Source organism: Sphingomonas radiodurans (assembly GCF_020866845.1).
GTDB lineage: Bacteria > Pseudomonadota > Alphaproteobacteria > Sphingomonadales > Sphingomonadaceae > Sphingomonas > Sphingomonas radiodurans.
In genome coordinates, this window is record NZ_CP086594.1 from 1,300,576 (window position 1) to 1,317,861 (window position 17,286).

Here is a 17,286-nt window from a genome sequence, read left to right on the forward strand (position 1 = left end):
GCCGCTGGGATCAGGCGCCACCGCCCGCCCCCTGCCGCTGCCGGCGCTGCCCCCCGCCGCCACCACCGCCGCTACGCGCGCCGGCCGCACCTTCATCACCCGAAAGCTGCCCGGTGATCACTTGCATGTCGGCGCGCAATCCGCCCGAAAGAACTTCGGTGACCGAGCCGTTGGTGTCACCGGTGGTCACCTGGATCGCGCGTGGCTTGCCGTCCTCGCCCTTCACGTACACCGTCTGCTGCGCGCCGCGGCCCACCGTCACTTGCCGCTCCGCCCCGCCGCCGCGGCGCGGGCGGAAGGTGAGCGAGCTGGCGATCCCCCCGCCCGCGCCCGCCTCTGCGGTCGGCTTGAAGCGGAACGCCGCGTTGGGCACGAGCAACACGTTGCGCTTGTCCGACGTCACGATATCCGCCGTCGCAGTCATGCCGGGCCGCAACTCCATCGTCGTATTGGCCACCGTCAGGTCGGCGGCATAGGAAACCACCTGACCGGTCGTGCTCGTGGTCGTCGTGCTGCTGGACGAGCTTGCGGTGCTCGCCGTCAGGTTCGATCCCAGATCAACGCGCGTGATCTCCGCCGGAAAGGTGCGACCGGGAAACGCATCGACCGCGAACGAGGCCTTTTGCCCCTCCTTCACCGAACCGACGTCCGCCTCATCGATCGCCACCTCAAGCTTCATCTTGCTGAGATCTTCGGCGATCACGAACAGCGTCGGCGTGTTGAACGATGCCGCGACCGTCTGGCCCGGATCGATTTGCCGCGCGAGCACGACGCCATTGACCGGCGAGATGATGATCGCACGCTGCCGCTGCGTCTGGCTCTGCGCCAGCGTCGCGCGCGCCGCGGCGACGTTCGCCTGCGCCACCCTCAGCGCCGCGACCGCGCGCTGCGCATTGGCCTGCCCGGCCTGCAGCTCGGTCTGCGACGGCACCCGCCCGTTCGACAGGCGATACACTTCCTGCAACCGCGCGAGCTGCGCCTGCGCCTCGGAAACGGTCGCGCGCGCCTGGTTCACGCCCGCAATATTGGCGTCGAGCTGCGCCTGGCCGGCGCGGATCTGGTCGTCGATCTGCTCGGGATCGATCAGCGCCAGCGCTTGCCCCGCCGTGACGCGATCGTTGACGTCGACCACCACGCGCGTGACGAGCCCCGACAATTGCGAGCCCACCGTCACCTGGTTGGTCGGCGCGAGCTTGCCCGTCGCGGAGACGGTGACGGTCAGGTTGCCGCGCCGCACCGGCACGGTCGCATAGCCAGTCTCGGGGGTCGGCCCGAAGAAGCGATACGCCAGCAGCGCCAGCAGCAGCACGCCGATCGCGATCGCGACCCACTTGATGTAGCGCCGCCACGCCGGCTGCTGCTTCACGCCGAGAAAATCGTCGAGTTGCTCGGTCGCCATCAGCGAATTCCGTCCTGCGTGGTGCGTTGGGGGTCGGGGGCTTGCGGCGTAACGCTGGCATCCCAGCCGCCGCCCAGCGCGGTGTAGAGCTGCACAAGCGCAGTCGCCTGATCGCCGCGGGCCTGCGCGGCGCTGTTGCGTGCGGACAGCAATGCCGCTTCCTGCTGGCTCAGCGTCGTGAAATCGGTCAGCCCGGTGCGATACTGGCTACGGCTGAGGATCGCCGAGGCGTTCGCCGCATCCTGGGCGATGGCGAACTGCCGCGCGCGCTCTTCGGCGGTGCGCAGCGCCACGACGGCATTCTCGACATCCTCGAGCGCGGTCAGCACGGTCTGCTTGTACGCCGCGAGCGCGCCATCGGCCGCCGCTTCGGCACCACGCACCTGGCTGCGCAGCCGCCCGCCGTTGAAGATCGCTTGCGTCAGCCCAGCGAAGAGTCCGCCGGTGATCGTCTCCAGCAGGCTCCCGAAGGCACCCGCATTGGTGTCGATGCTGCCGCTGATCGCGAGCGCGGGATAGAGTTGCGCCTTCGCCACGCCGATCTGCGCCGTGGTTGCGGCAAGATTGCGCTCGGCCGCCCGAACGTCGGGGCGCTGGCGCAGCACGTCGGCGGGAATGCCGACGCCGGCGGTCTGTGGTCCGCGCGGGATCGGCTTGACCGGTGCCAGCAGCGGCTTGAGCGCGCCGGGTGCCTCGCCCGTCAGCACGCCGAGCCGTGACACAGCGGCATTATATTGCTGCTCGATCAGCGGCACCGACGCGGCGGTCTGTGCGCGCTGAACGCGTGCCTGTTCCTGATCGAGGCTCGACACGAGCCCCGCCTGAACGCGGAACCCAGCGATCTCGAGATTGTCGTCCTGCAGCGCGAGGCTGTCACGCGCGTTGGCGAGCTGCAACTGATAGAGCCGCGCGAGCACATAGTTGCGCGCGACCTCCGCCTGCACCGACAACAGCACCGTCGCCTGATCGAACCCCGACGCTTCATATTGCGCGCGGCTCGCCTCGACGGTGCGGCGCACCTCGCCGAACAGCCCGACCTGATATTGCGCGTCGAGCCCGAGCGAGAAGTTCGATCCCCCGCCCCCGCCGACATTCTGCACCGTGCCGTCGGGCAAAGTGATCAGCGAGCCACCGCCGCGCAGCGTCTCCGATCGGCTCAGCCCGCCCGATCCGCTGATCGTCGGCAACAGGCCAGCGCGGTTCTGCACCAGCGCCTCACGCGCCTGCCGCAACCGCGCGGTCGCCTGCGCAATGTCGAGGTTCGTCGCCGCGGCGCGCTCGACCAGATCGCCAAGCACCGGATCGTCGAAACTGCGCCACCAGCGCGTCAGATCCTCGCGCGTCGGCGCCGACGTGACCGAAAAGGCATCCGGCACGCCGAGCTCAGCGGTGGTACGCGGCCGATAGTCCGGCCCGACGGAGCACCCGCCAAGCGCGGCAGCAAGCATGAGGGAAGCACGGAAACGCTGCATAAGATCGGGATGGCGAGCGCGAGCCCACCGGTCCAGCAATTATATGTCGCGATTTGTCGCAGCGCGCAGGTGAGCGGCCTCGCCGCGGTGCCGTCAGGCACACCAAGCGCGGCCGGCGGGTCGCGCAGCGAATCCGTCCGACGACGCGGGATTTACTCCCGCGTTTGCCGTCAATCCTCCCAATCCTCCCCGGAACGGGGAGGGGAACCACGCGAAGCGTGGTGGAGGGGCTGGCCAGGCGCGACCGTGCCGCCGAGCCAGCCCCTCCACCACGCCGCTACGCGCCGCGGTCCCCCTCCCCAAGCAAGCTCGGGGAAGACAAAATCCCCTACTCCAGCTCCAGGATCACCTGATCCACCTGCAGGCTCCCGCCCACCTCGGCGTTCACCGCCTTCACCGTCGCGCTCTTCTCGGCGCGCAGGATATTCTCCATCTTCATCGCCTCGACCACCGCGAGCGCCTGCCCCGCCTCGACGCGGTCGCCGACCTTCGCGTCGAGCCGCACCAGCAGCCCCGGCATCGGCGCGATCAGGAACTTCGACAGATCCGGCGGCACCTTTTCGAGCAGATGCTGTGCGAACGGCGCGACATGCGCCGGCAGCACGCGCACCTTGTGGCTCGCCCCGCGCGCGTTGAGCGTAAAGCCGGTGCGTGTCTTCGCGAGCTTAACCGTCAGCGCCACGCCCGCGTCGTCGAGCGGCTCGGCAACGATCACGCGATCGCCCGGCGTATATTCCAGCGCCAGCGGCAGATCCTCGCCATCCACAATCAGCGCATCGGGTGAAACGGTGACGGCGTGATCCTTGCCGTCGATCCGCACCACCCAATCGGCTGGCGGATTCAGCTGGTCGCCGAGCTGGCCATCCACCCGCCGCGCCCGATCCGCCTCGGCCGTCGCCGCGAACGCCGCTACCCCCGCGAGCGCGCGGATCGTCTCGTCGGTCGCCGGCGCGCCGTGGAACCCGTCCGGATATTCCTCGGCGATGAACCCCGTCGTGATGTTGCCCGAGCGGAAGCGCGGGTGCTGCATCAGCGCGGAGACGAAATCGAGGTTCGTCCCCGGCCCCACGATCTCGAACTCGTCGAGCGCCGCGATCTGCGCATCGATCGCCCCCTCACGCGTCGGCGCCCAGGTGATCAGCTTCGCGATCATCGGATCGTAGAACATCGAAACTTCGCCGCCCTCGATGACGCCATCGTCGACGCGAACTCTCACACCGGCAGCGCCCCCGTCTCCGTTCGTGCCGAGCAACGTCGAGGCACCCTGTCCCTCGACTTCGCTCGGGACGAACGGGGCTTGGGGCTCGGTCGCAACCGGCGGGTTGTATCGCACCAGTCGCCCGATCGACGGCAAAAACCCGCGATACGGATCCTCGGCATAGACCCGGTTCTCGACCGACCAGCCGTTGATCTTCACGTCCTCCTGCGCGAACCCCAGCGGCTCGCCCGCCGCGACGCGGATCATCTGCTCGACCAGATCTAGCCCGGTGATCTCCTCGGTCACCGGATGCTCCACCTGCAGCCGCGTGTTCATCTCGAGGAAGTAGAAGCTCTCGCCCGTCGTATCGGCGCCCGACACGATCAGCTCAACCGTGCCCGCACTGAAATACCCGACCGCCTTGGACAGCGCGACCGCCTGCTCGCCCATTGCCTTGCGCATCTTGGGCGTCACGAACGGCGACGGCGCTTCCTCGACCACCTTCTGGTGGCGACGCTGCACCGAACATTCGCGCTCGTTGAGATACACGACATTGCCGTGCTGATCGCCGAGCACCTGAATCTCGATGTGCCGCGGGCTTTCGATGAACTTCTCGATGAACACGCGATCATCGCCGAAGCTCGCCAGCCCCTCGCGCTTGGTCGCCTCGAAGCCCTCGCGCACGTCCTGCTCGCTCCACGCGAGCCGCATCCCCTTGCCGCCGCCGCCGGCCGAGGCTTTCATCATCACCGGATAACCGATGCCCGACGCGATCTCGACCGCGTGATCGGTGCTGTCGATCTCCCCCAGGAAACCCGGGACGACGTTGACGCCCGCCGCCTTCGCGAGCTTCTTCGATTCGATCTTGTCGCCCATCGCCGCGATCGCGTGTGGCGGCGGGCCAACGAACGCGATCCCCGCGTCGGCGCACGCCTTGGCGAAGCTCTCGCGTTCGGAGAGGAAACCATAGCCCGGATGGATGCAATCCGCGCCGGTCTCCTTGGCCGCGAGCAGGATCAGCTCGGCTTTCAGATAACTCTCCGCCGCCGGCGCCGGCCCGAGCCGAACGCTCTCGTCTGCCATCAGCACATGCGGCGCGCGCGCATCGGCATCCGAATAGACCGCGACGGTCTTGATCCCCATCTTCTTCGCGGTCCGAAACACCCGACACGCGATCTCGCCACGATTGGCGACCAGGATTTTCTTGAACATGACGGCCCCTAACCAGCGCGTTCGCGCATCGCGCGAACCCTTTTGCCGTCACCCTGAACTTGTTTCAGGGTCCACCGTGCCACGGGCACGGACGGCGCTTGTGGATGATTGGATGCTGAAACAAGTTCAGCATGACGGCTTTGAAACGTCCTCACTCCGCCGCCTCGACCAGCGCTTCGTTGCGGCACGCCCGCATCGGCTCTTCGCCCGCCATCGGCCGCACGCCGAGCTTCGCGAACATCGCGGCATCCGCGCTGTCGCCGCGGTTGCCCGCCGTCAGCAGCTTGTCACCCGTGAAGATCGAGTTCGCCCCGGCCATGAAGCACAGCGCCTGCGTCGCCTCGGACATGCTCTCGCGCCCGGCGGACAGCCGCACCATGCTACGCGGCATGGTGATCCGCGCCACCGCGATCGTGCGGACGAATTCGATATCGTCGATCTTCGCCAACGGCGTATCCGCCAGCATGTTGCCGAGCACGGTGCCCTTCACCGGCACCAGCGCGTTCACCGGCACGCTCTCGGGATGCCGCGGCAGCGTGGCGAGCGCGTGGACGAAGCCGACACGATCCTCGCGCGTCTCGCCCATGCCCACGATCCCGCCGCAGCACACGTTGATCCCCGCGGTGCGGACATGTTCCAGCGTGTCGAGCCGCTCGCCGAAGGTGCGCGTCGTGATCACCTCGCCATAGCGTTCGGGCGAGGTGTCGATATTGTGGTTATAGTAATCGAGCCCCGCCTCGGCGAGCATGTCGGCCTGCCGCGGGGTGAGCATGCCCAGCGTCATGCACGTCTCCATCCCCATGCCGCGCACGCCGCGCACCATCTCGACGATCGCGGGCATGTCGCGGTCCTTGGGGTTGCGCCACGCCGCGCCCATGCAGAAGCGCTGGCTGCCCGCATCGCGCGCTTCGGCCGCCCGCTGCAGCACGCTGCGCACGTCCATCAGCTTGGTTGCCTGCACGCCGCTGTCGGCCAACACCGACTGCGAGCAATAGCCGCAATCCTCGGGGCAGCCGCCGGTCTTGATCGACAGCAGCGTACACAGCTGCACCTCGCCCGCGGCATGGTGCGCGCGGTGCGTCCCCTGTGCGCGCCACATCAGCTCGTCGAAGGGCAGATCGAACAGCTCGGCAATCTCCGCGCGCGTCCAATCGGTGCGGATCAACGGTTCCACATCAGGTTCCTCAATTGAATGGTTCGTTCCTTGGTCAGCCGCGCGAGGCACGCCGCGCGCACCATCGGCTGCATCGATCCACCAGCGGCCTCGCCGCCCTCGATCACGCATTGCGCATCGCGGAACTTGAGCCACGCACGCTGGCTGGCAAGCGTCGCCGCGGCGTAACCGAACCCGCCGCCACGCGAGTTATCCTGCGCGTCGCGGCGCTTCATGGCGGCGTAGGTGCGCGTCCACTGTGCCGACATCGCAGCGTCTTCGCGCCGATAGTCGCTGGCGGCGGCAGCGTTCATCTGCGCCTGCGTCTGGGCGAGCGCGGGTGCCGTCGGCACCGCACACGCAAGTACCCCGGCGAAGGCCGGGGCCCGGTTGCGCGCGGCCCGATGCTGAGCCCCGGCCTTCGCCGCGGTGGAGATAGCGGGGATCACTCCGCCGCCTCTTCTTCCGGCGGCATGTTGTGCCCCAGCAACCGCAGCACATCCTCGGCCGCCTTGATCAAATTCGTCCCCGGCCCGAAGATCGCCTGCACGCCCGAGTCATACAGCGATTGATAATCCTGCGCCGGGATCACCCCGCCCGCGATCACCTTGATATCCGGCCGCCCCGCCTCGCGCAGATGCGCGATCAGCTCGGGGATCAGCGTCTTGTGCCCCGCCGCCAAGCTCGACGCGCCGACGATGTCGACGTCCTTCTCGAGCGCAACGATCGCCGATTCCTTCGGCGTCTGGAACAATGGCCCGGCGACAATCTCGAAGCCGAGATCGCCGAACATCGACGATACCAGATTGGCCCCGCGATCGTGCCCGTCCTGCCCCATCTTGGCGACCAGCATCCGCGGTTTCCGCCCCAGCCGCCGCTCGGTCGCCTCCACGCCGCGCAGCAGGCGCGCCCAGCGTTCGTCGTCCTTGTAGGCGCCCCCGTAAATGCCCTTCACCGGTGTCGGGAAGGTGCCGAAACGCCCGAAAACATCCTCCATCGCCGCCGAGATCTCGCCGAGCGTCGCCCGCGCCCGCGCGCACTCAACGGCCAGCTCGAGCAGATTGCCGCTGCCCTTCGCCCCTTCGCGCAGCGCGTCGAGCGCCGCCCGGCACGCCGTGTCGTCACGCTCGGCCTTCACCTTGGCGATCCGGCGCAGCTGCGCCTCGCGCACCGCATGGTTGTCGACATCGAGTATCTCGATCGGATCCTCATTATCCTTGCGATACTTGTTGACCCCGACGATCACGTCCTCGCCGCGATCGACCCGCGCCGCGCGGGCGGCGGAGGCTTCCTCGATCATCGCCTTGGGCCAGCCGGCGGCGACCGCCTTGGCCATGCCGCCTTCACGCTCGACGCGCTCGATGATCTCCCACGCGCGATCGACCAGATCCTTGGTCAGCGCCTCGACATAATAGCTGCCGCCGAGCGGATCGACGACCTTCGTCATCCCCGTCTCTTCCTGGATCACGATCTGCGTGTTGCGCGCGATCCGGGCGGAGAAATCGGTCGGCAGCGCGATCGCCTCGTCGAGCGCATTGGTGTGGAGCGACTGCGTGCCCCCCAGCATCGCCGCCATCGCCTCGATCGTGGTGCGCATGACGTTGTTGTACGGGTCCTGCTCGGTCAGCGAGACGCCGCTCGTCTGGCAATGCATCCGCAGCATCTTCGAGCGCTCGTCCTGCGCGCCCAAGTTCGTCATCACGCGATGCCACAGCACGCGCGCCGCGCGCAGCTTCGCGATCTCCATGAAGAAGTTCATGCCGATCGCGAAGAAGAAGCTCAGTCGCCCCGCGAACTTGTCGATATCCAGGCCCGATGCGACGCCGTATTTCACATATTCCATGCCGTCGGCGATGGTGAAGGCCAGTTCCTGAACCTGCGTCGCCCCGGCTTCCTGCATGTGATAGCCGGAAATCGAGATCGAATTGAACTTCGGCATCTCGCGGCTGGTGTAGCCGAAGATGTCCGAGATGATCCGCATGCTCGGCTCGGGCGGATAGATGTACGTGTTGCGGACCATGAACTCCTTGAGGATGTCGTTCTGGATCGTCCCGTCGAGCTGCGCGCGCGGCACGCCCTGCTCCTCGCCCGCGACGATGAAGAAGGCGAGGATCGGAATCACCGCGCCGTTCATCGTCATCGAGACCGACATCTGATCGAGCGGGATGCCGTCGAACAGGATCTTCATGTCGTCGATCGTGTCGATCGCGACCCCCGCCTTGCCGACGTCGCCCGTCACGCGCGGATGATCGCTATCGTATCCACGATGCGTCGCGAGATCGAACGCGACCGATAGGCCCTTCTGCCCCGCCTTGAGGTTGCGATGATAGAAAGCGTTCGACGCCTCGGCGGTCGAGAACCCGGCATATTGCCGCACCGTCCATGGCCGCCCGGCATACATCGATGCGCGCACGCCACGCGTGAACGGCGCAAAGCCCGGCAGCCCCGGCTCCCAGCCCTCGACATCCGCCGCGGTGTACAGCGGCTTCACGTCGATCCCCTCGGGCGTCGCCCACGTCAGATCCTTGCCCTTAACCTCCTTCGCGGCGGCCTTCGCCCAGGTCTCCAGCGTGGGAGACGCGGGCGGCGCAGCAATCTCGGTCGGCATCGGCGCCGGCTTGGGAGCGCTGCCGGCGTCTTCGCCGAGGTTGGTTTCAGGCTGGTCGGTCATGTCTTTTCTCGCTCCCCTCCCGCTTGCGGGAGGGGCTGGGGGAGGGCTTGTCCGGAGAGGGCGCCGCTTCTCGACAGCCCCTCCCCTAACCCCTCCCCTAAAGGGGAGGGGAAACTAGATTACGCGCCCTTGAACACCGGCTTGCGCTTCTCGAGGAAGCTCATGCCGCCCTCGCGCGCGTCCTGCGAGCCGCCGGCGAGCCGCTGGCCCTCCGCCTCGGCACGCAGCACCTGATCGAACGTGCCGTCGAGCGCGATGCCGATGTTTCGGCGCATCGCTGCCAGCGCCACCGTCGGGCCGGCCGCGAGCCGCGTCGCGAGCGCCAGCGCTTCATCCATCAGCGTGGCATCATCGACCGCCTTGTAGATCAGGCCCCATTGCTCGGCCTGTTCCGCGCTGATCCGCTCGCCGAGCATCATCATCTGCGTCGCGCGTGCCTTGCCGATCGTCTTGGTCAGCAGCCACGTCGAGCCGCCATCGGGCACCAGCCCGATGTTGACGAACGCCTGGAGAAAATACGCGCTCTTGCCCGCGAGCACGAAATCGCCCGACAGCCCCATCGAGCAGCCGACGCCCGCCGCCGGGCCGTTAACCGCGGTGACGACCGGCACCGACAGGTTCATGATCTGCGACATCAGCGGATTGTAGAAATTCATCAGCGCGCGGTGGCTGGTGTCGCCACCCTTGATCACGCTGTCGCCACCGCCGCGCGCTTGGAGATCGGCACCCGAACAGAACGCCCGGCCCGCGCCCGTCAGAAGCACCGCGCGGGCACCCTGCAGATCGTACAGCGCGACCGTCAGGTCCTCGGCAAGCTGGATCGACGCCGCATTCAGCCGCTCGGGGCGGTTCAGCGTCACGACGAGCACGTCGCCTTTTTTCTCGGTCAGGATCGTTTCGTAATCGGCCATCATCTCTCTCCTATGTTCTGCTTTGATCAGTGATCGCCCTTTGGCGTTTCCATCAGCTCGACGAGCATCCCGCCGAAATTCTTCGGGTGGACGAACACGATCGGCGTGCCATGCGCCCCGATCCGCGGCTCGCCGAGCACCGTCGCGCCATTATCCTTGAGATGCGCGACCGCCTCGTGAATGTCCGGCACCTCGAAACATACATGATGCTGCCCACCCGCCGGGTTCTTCTTGAGGAACCCAGCGATCGGCGAGCTTTCGTCATACGGCTCGATCAACTCGATCTGCGTGTTGGGTGCATCGATGAAACAAACCTTCACGCCCTGCGCCGGCAGATCGAACGGCTCCCCGATCGCTTCGGCGCCGAGCAGCGTGCGGTACGTCTCGATCGATGCGTCGATCGATGGCGTCGCGACGCCGACGTGGTTCAGGCGGCCAAGATTCATCTAGCTCTCCGTCCCTCTAATCGACGAGGGGGTAAAGGAATTGAGGCCAATCGCGGGAACACCTCGAAAAGGCGACCGTCACGGCCAAACTCTGCTCGTGCGGACCGAAGCCCGTCGACCCATGCCTGGAACTGGTACCGTTCGGTCAACCACGGAAGCGCCTGCCGCATTTCGGCTACCGGCAGAACTTCGGACACCAACCATCCGTCGATTTCCTGATCTGTGGCATTTGCGAGCGGGTACCACAGAGGCAGCGTCGCATCGGCGTTTTCGGTAACTTGTTCGCCGTCCTTCATCGCTTCCACTCCGGCTTCCACTTGGCCTCCGTCTCGGCGCGAACCGATACGACCACCTTATCATAAACCATGTTCATGAAGTGCCGTGCGTCCTCTGGAGAATTTAGCATCACCGCTACGCCCAAACCTTCGTTGACCGCAGGTCTGGGGTCAAATTGCGAACCTTCCTCGACATTCCAGTCACGCCACTCACGCAACACCTTCTGCCGATCCTCAAGCCCATAATCGGCGATCGCCGCATCGATGGCGCCTTCGAGTGATCCATGAAAGTCAGGAAAGTCCTGATGGCAGTATGCCGCCAGAAACTGATACAGCGTCGGCCAGCGTTCCTCCGCTGCCCGACGCCGCTCGAACGACTTCCGGCTCACAACGGAATGTTGTCATGCTTCTTCCAAGGGTTCTCGAGGCTCTTGTTCTTGAGCTTGCGCAAACCCAGCGCGATCCGCCGCCGCGTTGAGTGCGGCTGGATCACCTCGTCGATGAAGCCTTTGCTCGCCGCCACGAACGGGTTGGCGAAGCGCGCCTCATATTCGCGCGTCTTCTCCGCGATCCCCTCCGCGTTGAGCCCACGGAAGATGATCTCCACCGCGCCCTTCGCGCCCATCACCGCGATCTCCGCGGTCGGCCAGGCATAGTTCAGATCGCCGCGCAGATGCTTCGACGCCATCACGTCATAGGCGCCGCCATAGGCTTTGCGCGTGATGACGGTGATCTTCGGCACCGTCGCCTCGGCATAGGCGAACAGCAGTTTCGCGCCGTGCTTGATGATCCCGTTATGCTCCTGCGCCGTCCCCGGCAGGAAACCCGGCACGTCGACGAACGTCACGATCGGGATCTCGAACGCGTCGCAGAAGCGCACGAACCGCGCCGCCTTTTTCGATGAATTGATGTCGAGCACGCCCGCCAGCACCATCGGCTGGTTCGCGACCACGCCGATCGTCTTGCCCTCGATCCGCCCGAAGCCGCAAATGATATTGCCCGCATGCGCCGGCTGGATCTCGAAGAAATCGCCCTCGTCGCACACCTTCCGGATCAGCTCGTGCATGTCGTACGGCTGGTTCGCGCTCGGCGGGATCAGCGTGTCGAGGCTCTCCTCGATCCGGTCCCAGGCGTCGGCGGTCGGCCGTTCGGGCACGCCGGCGCGGTTCGATTCGGGCAGGAAATCGATGAAGTCGCGCGCCGCGAGCAGCGCCTCGATATCATCCTCGAACGCTACGTCCGCGACGCTCGTCTTGGTGGTGTGCGTGATCGCGCCACCCAGCGCTTCCTGCGTCACCACTTCATTGGTCACCGTCTTCACCACGTCGGGGCCGGTGACGAACATGTAGCTCGAGTCCTTCACCATGAAGATGAAGTCGGTCATCGCCGGCGAATAGACCGCGCCGCCGGCGCAGGGACCCATGATAAGGCTGAGCTGCGGCACCACGCCGCTGGCGAGCACGTTGCGCTGGAACACCTCGGCATAGCCGCCGAGCGACGCGACGCCCTCCTGAATCCGCGCGCCACCTGAATCGTTCAGGCCGATGACCGGCGCACCGACCTTCATCGCCATGTCCATCACCTTGCAGATCTTCTGCGCGTGCCGTTCGGACAGCGAGCCGCCGAAGACGGTGAAATCCTGGCTGAAGACGAACACGAGCCGGCCGTTGATCGTGCCCGATCCGGTGACGACGCCATCGCCCGGATACACTTGATCCTGCATCCCGAAGTCGACGCAATTATGCTCGACGAACATGTCGAGCTCCTCGAACGATCCCTCGTCCAGCAGCACGTCGAGCCGCTCGCGTGCGGTCAGCTTGCCCTTGCCATGCTGCGCGTCGATGCGCTTCTGCCCCCCACCCAGCCGCGCTCCGGCGCGGCGGCGTTCAAGTTCCTGAATCGTCGACGACATGCATCTCTCCTGACAGTGGCGCTGTCTGCGCCGCCCCGCGCGCAGAGGCAAATGTGAATTTGCGAACTTGCGAAGAAAGAGATTGTGAATACCCGTCCGTTCGTGCTGAGGAGGTGCTGAGCCGAAGGCGAAGTGCCGTCTCGAAGCACCGGCTGCGAAGCACCTGCCCTTCGAGACGGCACCTCGCTTCGCTCGGCACCTCCTCAGGGCGAACGGCTGTGGTGAAACCTAGATTGTACGCCGGCACACAACTCCGCGCCCTGCGCACCGCCGCCGGCTTGAACCAGCGTACCATGGCCACCCGCCTCGGCCTCTCCGTCAGCTACCTGTCGCAACTCGAAACCGGCGAGCGCCCGCTCACCGGCGCCGTCACCGCCGCGCTCGCCCGCCACTATCCGCAAGCGCTCGCCGCAATCGAGGGCGAGGCCCCCGCCCGCCGCCTCGCCGCACTCGGCGACGCGCTCGCCGACCCATCGCTCGCCGGCTTCGATCCGTCCGACCCCGCGCGGCTGGCGGAGCAGCAGCCCGACATCGCCGATCGCCTCATCGCGCTCCACGCCGCCAAGCGCGCCGCGGAGGAACGGCTCGCGCTCGCCGAGGAATCGCTGGTCGCCGGCAGCGGCGCACGACTGCCCTGGGAAGCGGTGCGCGACTGGTTTCACGAGGCCGGCAATTACGTCGATCCGCTCGACCGCGCCGCCGAGCAACTCGCCGCCGACGCACCCAGCCTGTCTGGCGCACTCGCGGAGCACGGCATCGCGCTCGCCACCGATCATGACGAAGTCGCCCCGCTGTCGCGCTTCGATGGAGCGCGGCTCACGCTCAACGCCGCACTCCCGCCCGAAAGCCAGCGTTTCCTCGTCGCGCACCGCCTCGCCGCCACCGCCTTTTCCGCCGAGATCGAGCGGATCGTCGCCGCCGCCGAGCTGCCGGGCAACGAAGCGCGCCGGCTGCTCGCGGTGGGCCTCGCCAATTACGCCGCCGGCGCGCTTGTCATGCCCTACGCGCCCTTCCGCGCCGAGGCGCAGCGGCTGCGGCACGATATCGACCGGCTCTCGCGCCGCTTCGACGTCAGCTTCGAACAGGCCTGCCACCGCCTCTCGACGCTGCAGCGCCAGGGCGCCGAGGGCGTGCCCTTTTACTTCTGCCGCGTCGACATGGCGGGCAACATCACCAAGCGACATTCCGCCACGCGGTTGCAATTCGCCCGCTTCGGTGGCGCCTGCCCGCTGTGGCACGTCCACGAAGCGGTCGCGATCCCCGACCGCATCCTCGTCCAGCACGCCGAAACGCCCGATGGCGTGCGCTATATTTCGATGGCCAAGGGGCTGGTGAAATCGTCCGGCCGCTTCGACCGGCTCGCGCGACGCTACGCCGTCGTGCTCGGCTGCGAAGCGAGCCACGCCGCGGACTTCGTCTATGCCGAAGCGATCGACCGCGGCGGCGCCCCCACGCCGATCGGTATCTCCTGCCGCCTGTGCCCCCGCACCGACTGTGACCAGCGCGCCTTCCCCCCCAGCGACCGGGCGATTGCCGTCGAGCCCGCGATACGCGGCATCGTGCCGTATCGCGTGCTCTAGCGCAGCGACCAATCGCGCCGGCAACAGAACACACAAATGGCGAAACATCTTGGCTTCAGCAGCCCCCCGCCGGCAGACTTCCAGAACTGTTCCCAATGACCTAAGCCAAAAGTGTTGTCTGATTTGCGGCACGGGGCCGCGTCCGGCCGTCGAGCGGAAGAACACCTGCCTGTATGCCCGTGCGTAGCAATGCCGCCAGTTCGAACGGTTCGGACTTCATGACCGGCGGCGAGATGGGTGCCATCATGCGCGCTCACGATTGGACGACTTCGCCGCTCGGCACGCCGGACGCTTGGCCGCAGTCGCTTCGAGCGGTCGTCGGCCTGATGCTCGGGTCGCAATTCCCCATGTTCGTCGCCTGGGGGGATGAGCTCGGTTTCCTCTACAACGATGCCTATGCGGAGATTCTGGGCAGCAAGCACCCGCAGGCGCTCGGCGCCCGCTTCAGCACTATCTGGGCAGAGATCTGGAGCGATATTTCGCCGCTGATCGATGCAGCGATGGCGGGTGAAGCGACGTACCACGAAAATCTGCCACTCATCGTGAACCGCGGCGGCTTCGACGAACAAGCGTTTTTCACCTTCAGCTACTCGCCGGTGCGAGACGAAAGCGGCGCAGTTGCCGGCATGTTCTGCGCGGTCACCGAGACCACCGCGCAGATACTGTCGGAGCGGCGGATCAAGGACGAGCGCGAACGGCAGCGCCACTTGTTCGAGCAGGCACCGGGATTCATCACCATCCTCTCGGGCCCCGAGCACCGGTTCGAGTTCGTCAACGCGGCCTATAATCGGCTCTTCGGGGCGCGTGATTTCGTGGGTCGAACCGTGCGCGAGGTATTCCCGGATCTTGCAGGCCAGCCGTTCTTCGACCTCCTCGACACCTCGTATTCCAAGGGCGAACGCTTCATCGCGCGGGCCACGCCGGTCCGGCTGCAGGAGACACCCGATGCCGAGCCGACCGAGCGCTTTCTCGACTTCATTTACGAGCCGGTGCGCGACAGCGATGGCGCCGTCACCGGCCTCTTCGTGGAGGGTTACGATGTCACCGACGCGCACCGAACCCGCGAGGCATTGCTCGAAAGCGAGGCGCGGCTGAAGCTGGCGTTGGAAGCGGGTCGGCTGGCCGAGGTGACGATCACTCTCCCCAACAAGTTCGTCCATTCGTCAACGTTCGCCGAGCTGCTTGGCCATCCGCCGGAGAAACAGGTGACGCTCGCCGAGTTTCGCGCGCAATACCATCCTGACGACCATGATCGCGTCGTCGCGTTGCGCGCCGAAATTCTGGGCAGTGCCGAAACCTTCTACGAGATCGAGAAGCGGATCATACGGCCGGACGGGGAAGTCCGCTGGGTATACGGCCGTGGCGGCGTTCAACGCGACGAAGACGGGCGCGCCCTTTCGCTGACCGCTGTTTACCTCGACGATTCAGACCGGAAGCTTGCCGAGATCGCGCTCCAAGAATCCGAGGCGCGCTTGCGCGCGGTACTCGACGCGGCTCCGGTCGGGCTCCTGTTCTCGGACTCGTCCGGAAACATCATCGGCGGCAACGCTCATCTCCAGGAGATCATCGGCAAACCGATCACCCTGTCCCACGAGATCAAGGACTATCGCGACGATTATGTCGCGTTCCACGCGGATGGGCGCCAGGTCGAGAGCGATGATTACCCGCTCGCGCAGGTCCTGAAGGGCGAGGCCGACCGCGCGGAACTCGAGGTTCAGGTCCAGCTACCCGATCAGTCGCTGCGGTGGGTGCGCTACATCGCCACCACGATCCGCGACGCCGGCAGCCAGTTGCTCGGTGCGGTCGTCGCATCGCTCGATATCGAGCGGGACAAGCGCTTCACCGAGAACCTGGCGCAGGAGGTCGAACGCGCCGTCGCCGAGCTGGAAGCGGCACAGGAGGCGCTGCGCCAGAGCCAGAAGATGGAAGCCATGGGTGCCCTGACGGGCGGCGTGGCGCATGATTTCAACAATCTGCTCTCGCCGATCATCGGCGGGCTTGATCTGCTCCAACGCCGTGGCGTTGGCGACGAGCGCGCACAGCGGATGATCGCCGGGGCGCTCCAGTCGGCCGAACGTGCCAAGACGCTCGTTCAGCGGCTGCTAGCCTTCGCCCGACGCCAGCCATTGCAGCCGACCGCCGTCGACATGCGGGCACTCGTCGAAGGCATGGCCGATCTTGTCGCGAGCACCACCGGGCCGCAAGTCCACGTCGTCGTCGAGGTGGCGACAGACCTTCCGCCCGCGAAGGCAGACGCCAACCAGGTCGAAATGGCGCTGCTGAACCTCGCCGTGAACGCCCGCGATGCGATGCCGGGCGGCGGCACGCTGACGATCACGGCCGCCGAAAAAGCCGTTGGTCCAGGCCATCGCGCGAACCTCATGCCAGGCAATTATGTGCGCTTGCTGGTGTCGGATACCGGGATCGGCATGGACGCCGAAACCCTCCGGCGCGCGGTGGAGCCGTTCTACAGCACCAAAGGCGTGGGCCAGGGCACAGGGCTCGGCCTGTCCATGGTGCACGGGCTTGCCGCGCAGCTCCGCGGCGGGCTGCACATCGACAGTCAGGTAGGACTGGGAACCACCGTGGAGCTCTGGCTTCCGGTCGCGAACACCGCCTCTCCCGCGCAACCGAAGACGGTGGGGGCGGATGCGGCCGCGGTCACCGGCACCGCGCTGCTCGTCGATGATGAGGAATTGGTGCGGTCGAGCACGGCCGAAATGCTCCTCGACCTGGGGCTGGGGGTCGTGGAGGCGACCTCCGCCGAGGGGGCGCTCCGCCTGCTCGAGGACGGCCTCTCGCCTGACATCCTGATTACCGACCATCTCATGCCCAACATGACGGGAACCGAGCTTGCCCGCGAGGCGCGCGACCGTCTGCCCGGCGTGCCGGTCCTCGTCATCTCGGGCTACGCCGCGGTCGACGGCCTCGCCCCGGATCTCGCGCGCCTGACCAAACCCTTCCGCCGCGCCGATCTCGCCGCCGCGATCGCGGAGCTGATGCCGCGGGTCGCGTAGAAGATCGCTCGCAAGGCTGCGTGGTCACTGGCGTCGAGGC

General features: G+C 66.6%; 12 protein-coding genes. 2 read left to right on the plus strand and 10 right to left on the minus strand.

Annotated features, from left to right (window positions below; translation table 11 throughout):
- Positions 1 to 10: 10 nt before the first annotated feature.
- The 10 genes from LLW23_RS06310 to LLW23_RS06355 all read right to left on the minus strand — a co-directional run bounded on the left by LLW23_RS06310 (position 11) and on the right by LLW23_RS06355 (position 12,649).
- A complete protein-coding gene (locus LLW23_RS06310; RefSeq protein ID WP_228947914.1) occupies positions 11 to 1,399 on the minus strand; it encodes an efflux RND transporter periplasmic adaptor subunit in 1,389 nt (462 codons plus the stop codon).
- The gene (locus LLW23_RS06315; protein ID WP_228947915.1) at positions 1,399 to 2,847 is read right to left on the minus strand and encodes an efflux transporter outer membrane subunit; all 1,449 of its coding nucleotides are present in this window, start codon (positions 2,845 to 2,847) and stop codon (positions 1,399 to 1,401) included. Before LLW23_RS06315 ends, LLW23_RS06310 begins: the two co-directional genes overlap by 1 nt.
- 352 nt (positions 2,848 to 3,199) lie before the next feature.
- The gene (locus tag LLW23_RS06320; RefSeq protein WP_228947916.1) at positions 3,200 to 5,281 is read right to left on the minus strand and encodes an acetyl-CoA carboxylase biotin carboxylase subunit; all 2,082 of its coding nucleotides are present in this window, start codon (positions 5,279 to 5,281) and stop codon (positions 3,200 to 3,202) included.
- A gap of 151 nt (positions 5,282 to 5,432) precedes the next feature.
- A complete protein-coding gene (gene bioB / locus LLW23_RS06325; protein ID WP_228947917.1) occupies positions 5,433 to 6,455 on the minus strand; it encodes a biotin synthase BioB in 1,023 nt (340 codons plus the stop codon).
- Positions 6,443 to 6,883 carry a lysozyme inhibitor LprI family protein gene (locus LLW23_RS06330; protein ID WP_228947918.1) on the minus strand — a complete coding sequence of 147 codons (441 nt, stop codon included), beginning with the start codon at positions 6,881 to 6,883 and terminating at the stop codon, positions 6,443 to 6,445. Before LLW23_RS06330 ends, bioB begins: the two co-directional genes overlap by 13 nt.
- The gene (gene scpA, locus LLW23_RS06335; protein WP_228948491.1) at positions 6,880 to 9,042 is read right to left on the minus strand and encodes a methylmalonyl-CoA mutase; all 2,163 of its coding nucleotides are present in this window, start codon (positions 9,040 to 9,042) and stop codon (positions 6,880 to 6,882) included. The genes LLW23_RS06330 and scpA overlap by 4 nt, the downstream gene beginning before the upstream one ends.
- A gap of 182 nt (positions 9,043 to 9,224) precedes the next feature.
- Entirely contained in the window at positions 9,225 to 10,019 is a 795-nt protein-coding gene (locus LLW23_RS06340; RefSeq protein ID WP_408642020.1) for an enoyl-CoA hydratase-related protein, read from the minus strand.
- Positions 10,020 to 10,042: 23 nt separating this feature from the next.
- Entirely contained in the window at positions 10,043 to 10,462 is a 420-nt protein-coding gene (mce, locus tag LLW23_RS06345) for a methylmalonyl-CoA epimerase (protein ID WP_228947919.1), read from the minus strand.
- A 292-nt stretch (positions 10,463 to 10,754) separates the two neighbouring features.
- Positions 10,755 to 11,126 (minus strand): contact-dependent growth inhibition system immunity protein, encoded by a 372-nt coding sequence (locus LLW23_RS06350; protein ID WP_228947920.1) that lies wholly within the window; start codon positions 11,124 to 11,126, stop codon positions 10,755 to 10,757.
- Complete coding sequence (locus LLW23_RS06355) at positions 11,123 to 12,649, minus strand: acyl-CoA carboxylase subunit beta (RefSeq protein WP_228947921.1); 1,527 nt, start codon at positions 12,647 to 12,649, stop codon at positions 11,123 to 11,125. Before LLW23_RS06355 ends, LLW23_RS06350 begins: the two co-directional genes overlap by 4 nt.
- A gap of 218 nt (positions 12,650 to 12,867) precedes the next feature.
- Here LLW23_RS06355 and LLW23_RS06360 point away from each other — a divergent pair, with 218 nt between their 5' ends.
- On the plus strand, positions 12,868 to 14,229 hold the full coding sequence (locus LLW23_RS06360) for a helix-turn-helix domain-containing protein (RefSeq protein ID WP_228947922.1): 1,362 nt from the start codon (positions 12,868 to 12,870) through the stop codon (positions 14,227 to 14,229).
- A gap of 173 nt (positions 14,230 to 14,402) precedes the next feature.
- Positions 14,403 to 17,246 carry a PAS domain-containing hybrid sensor histidine kinase/response regulator gene (locus LLW23_RS06365; protein WP_228947923.1) on the plus strand — a complete coding sequence of 948 codons (2,844 nt, stop codon included), beginning with the start codon at positions 14,403 to 14,405 and terminating at the stop codon, positions 17,244 to 17,246.
- Positions 17,247 to 17,286: the final 40 nt, after the last annotated feature.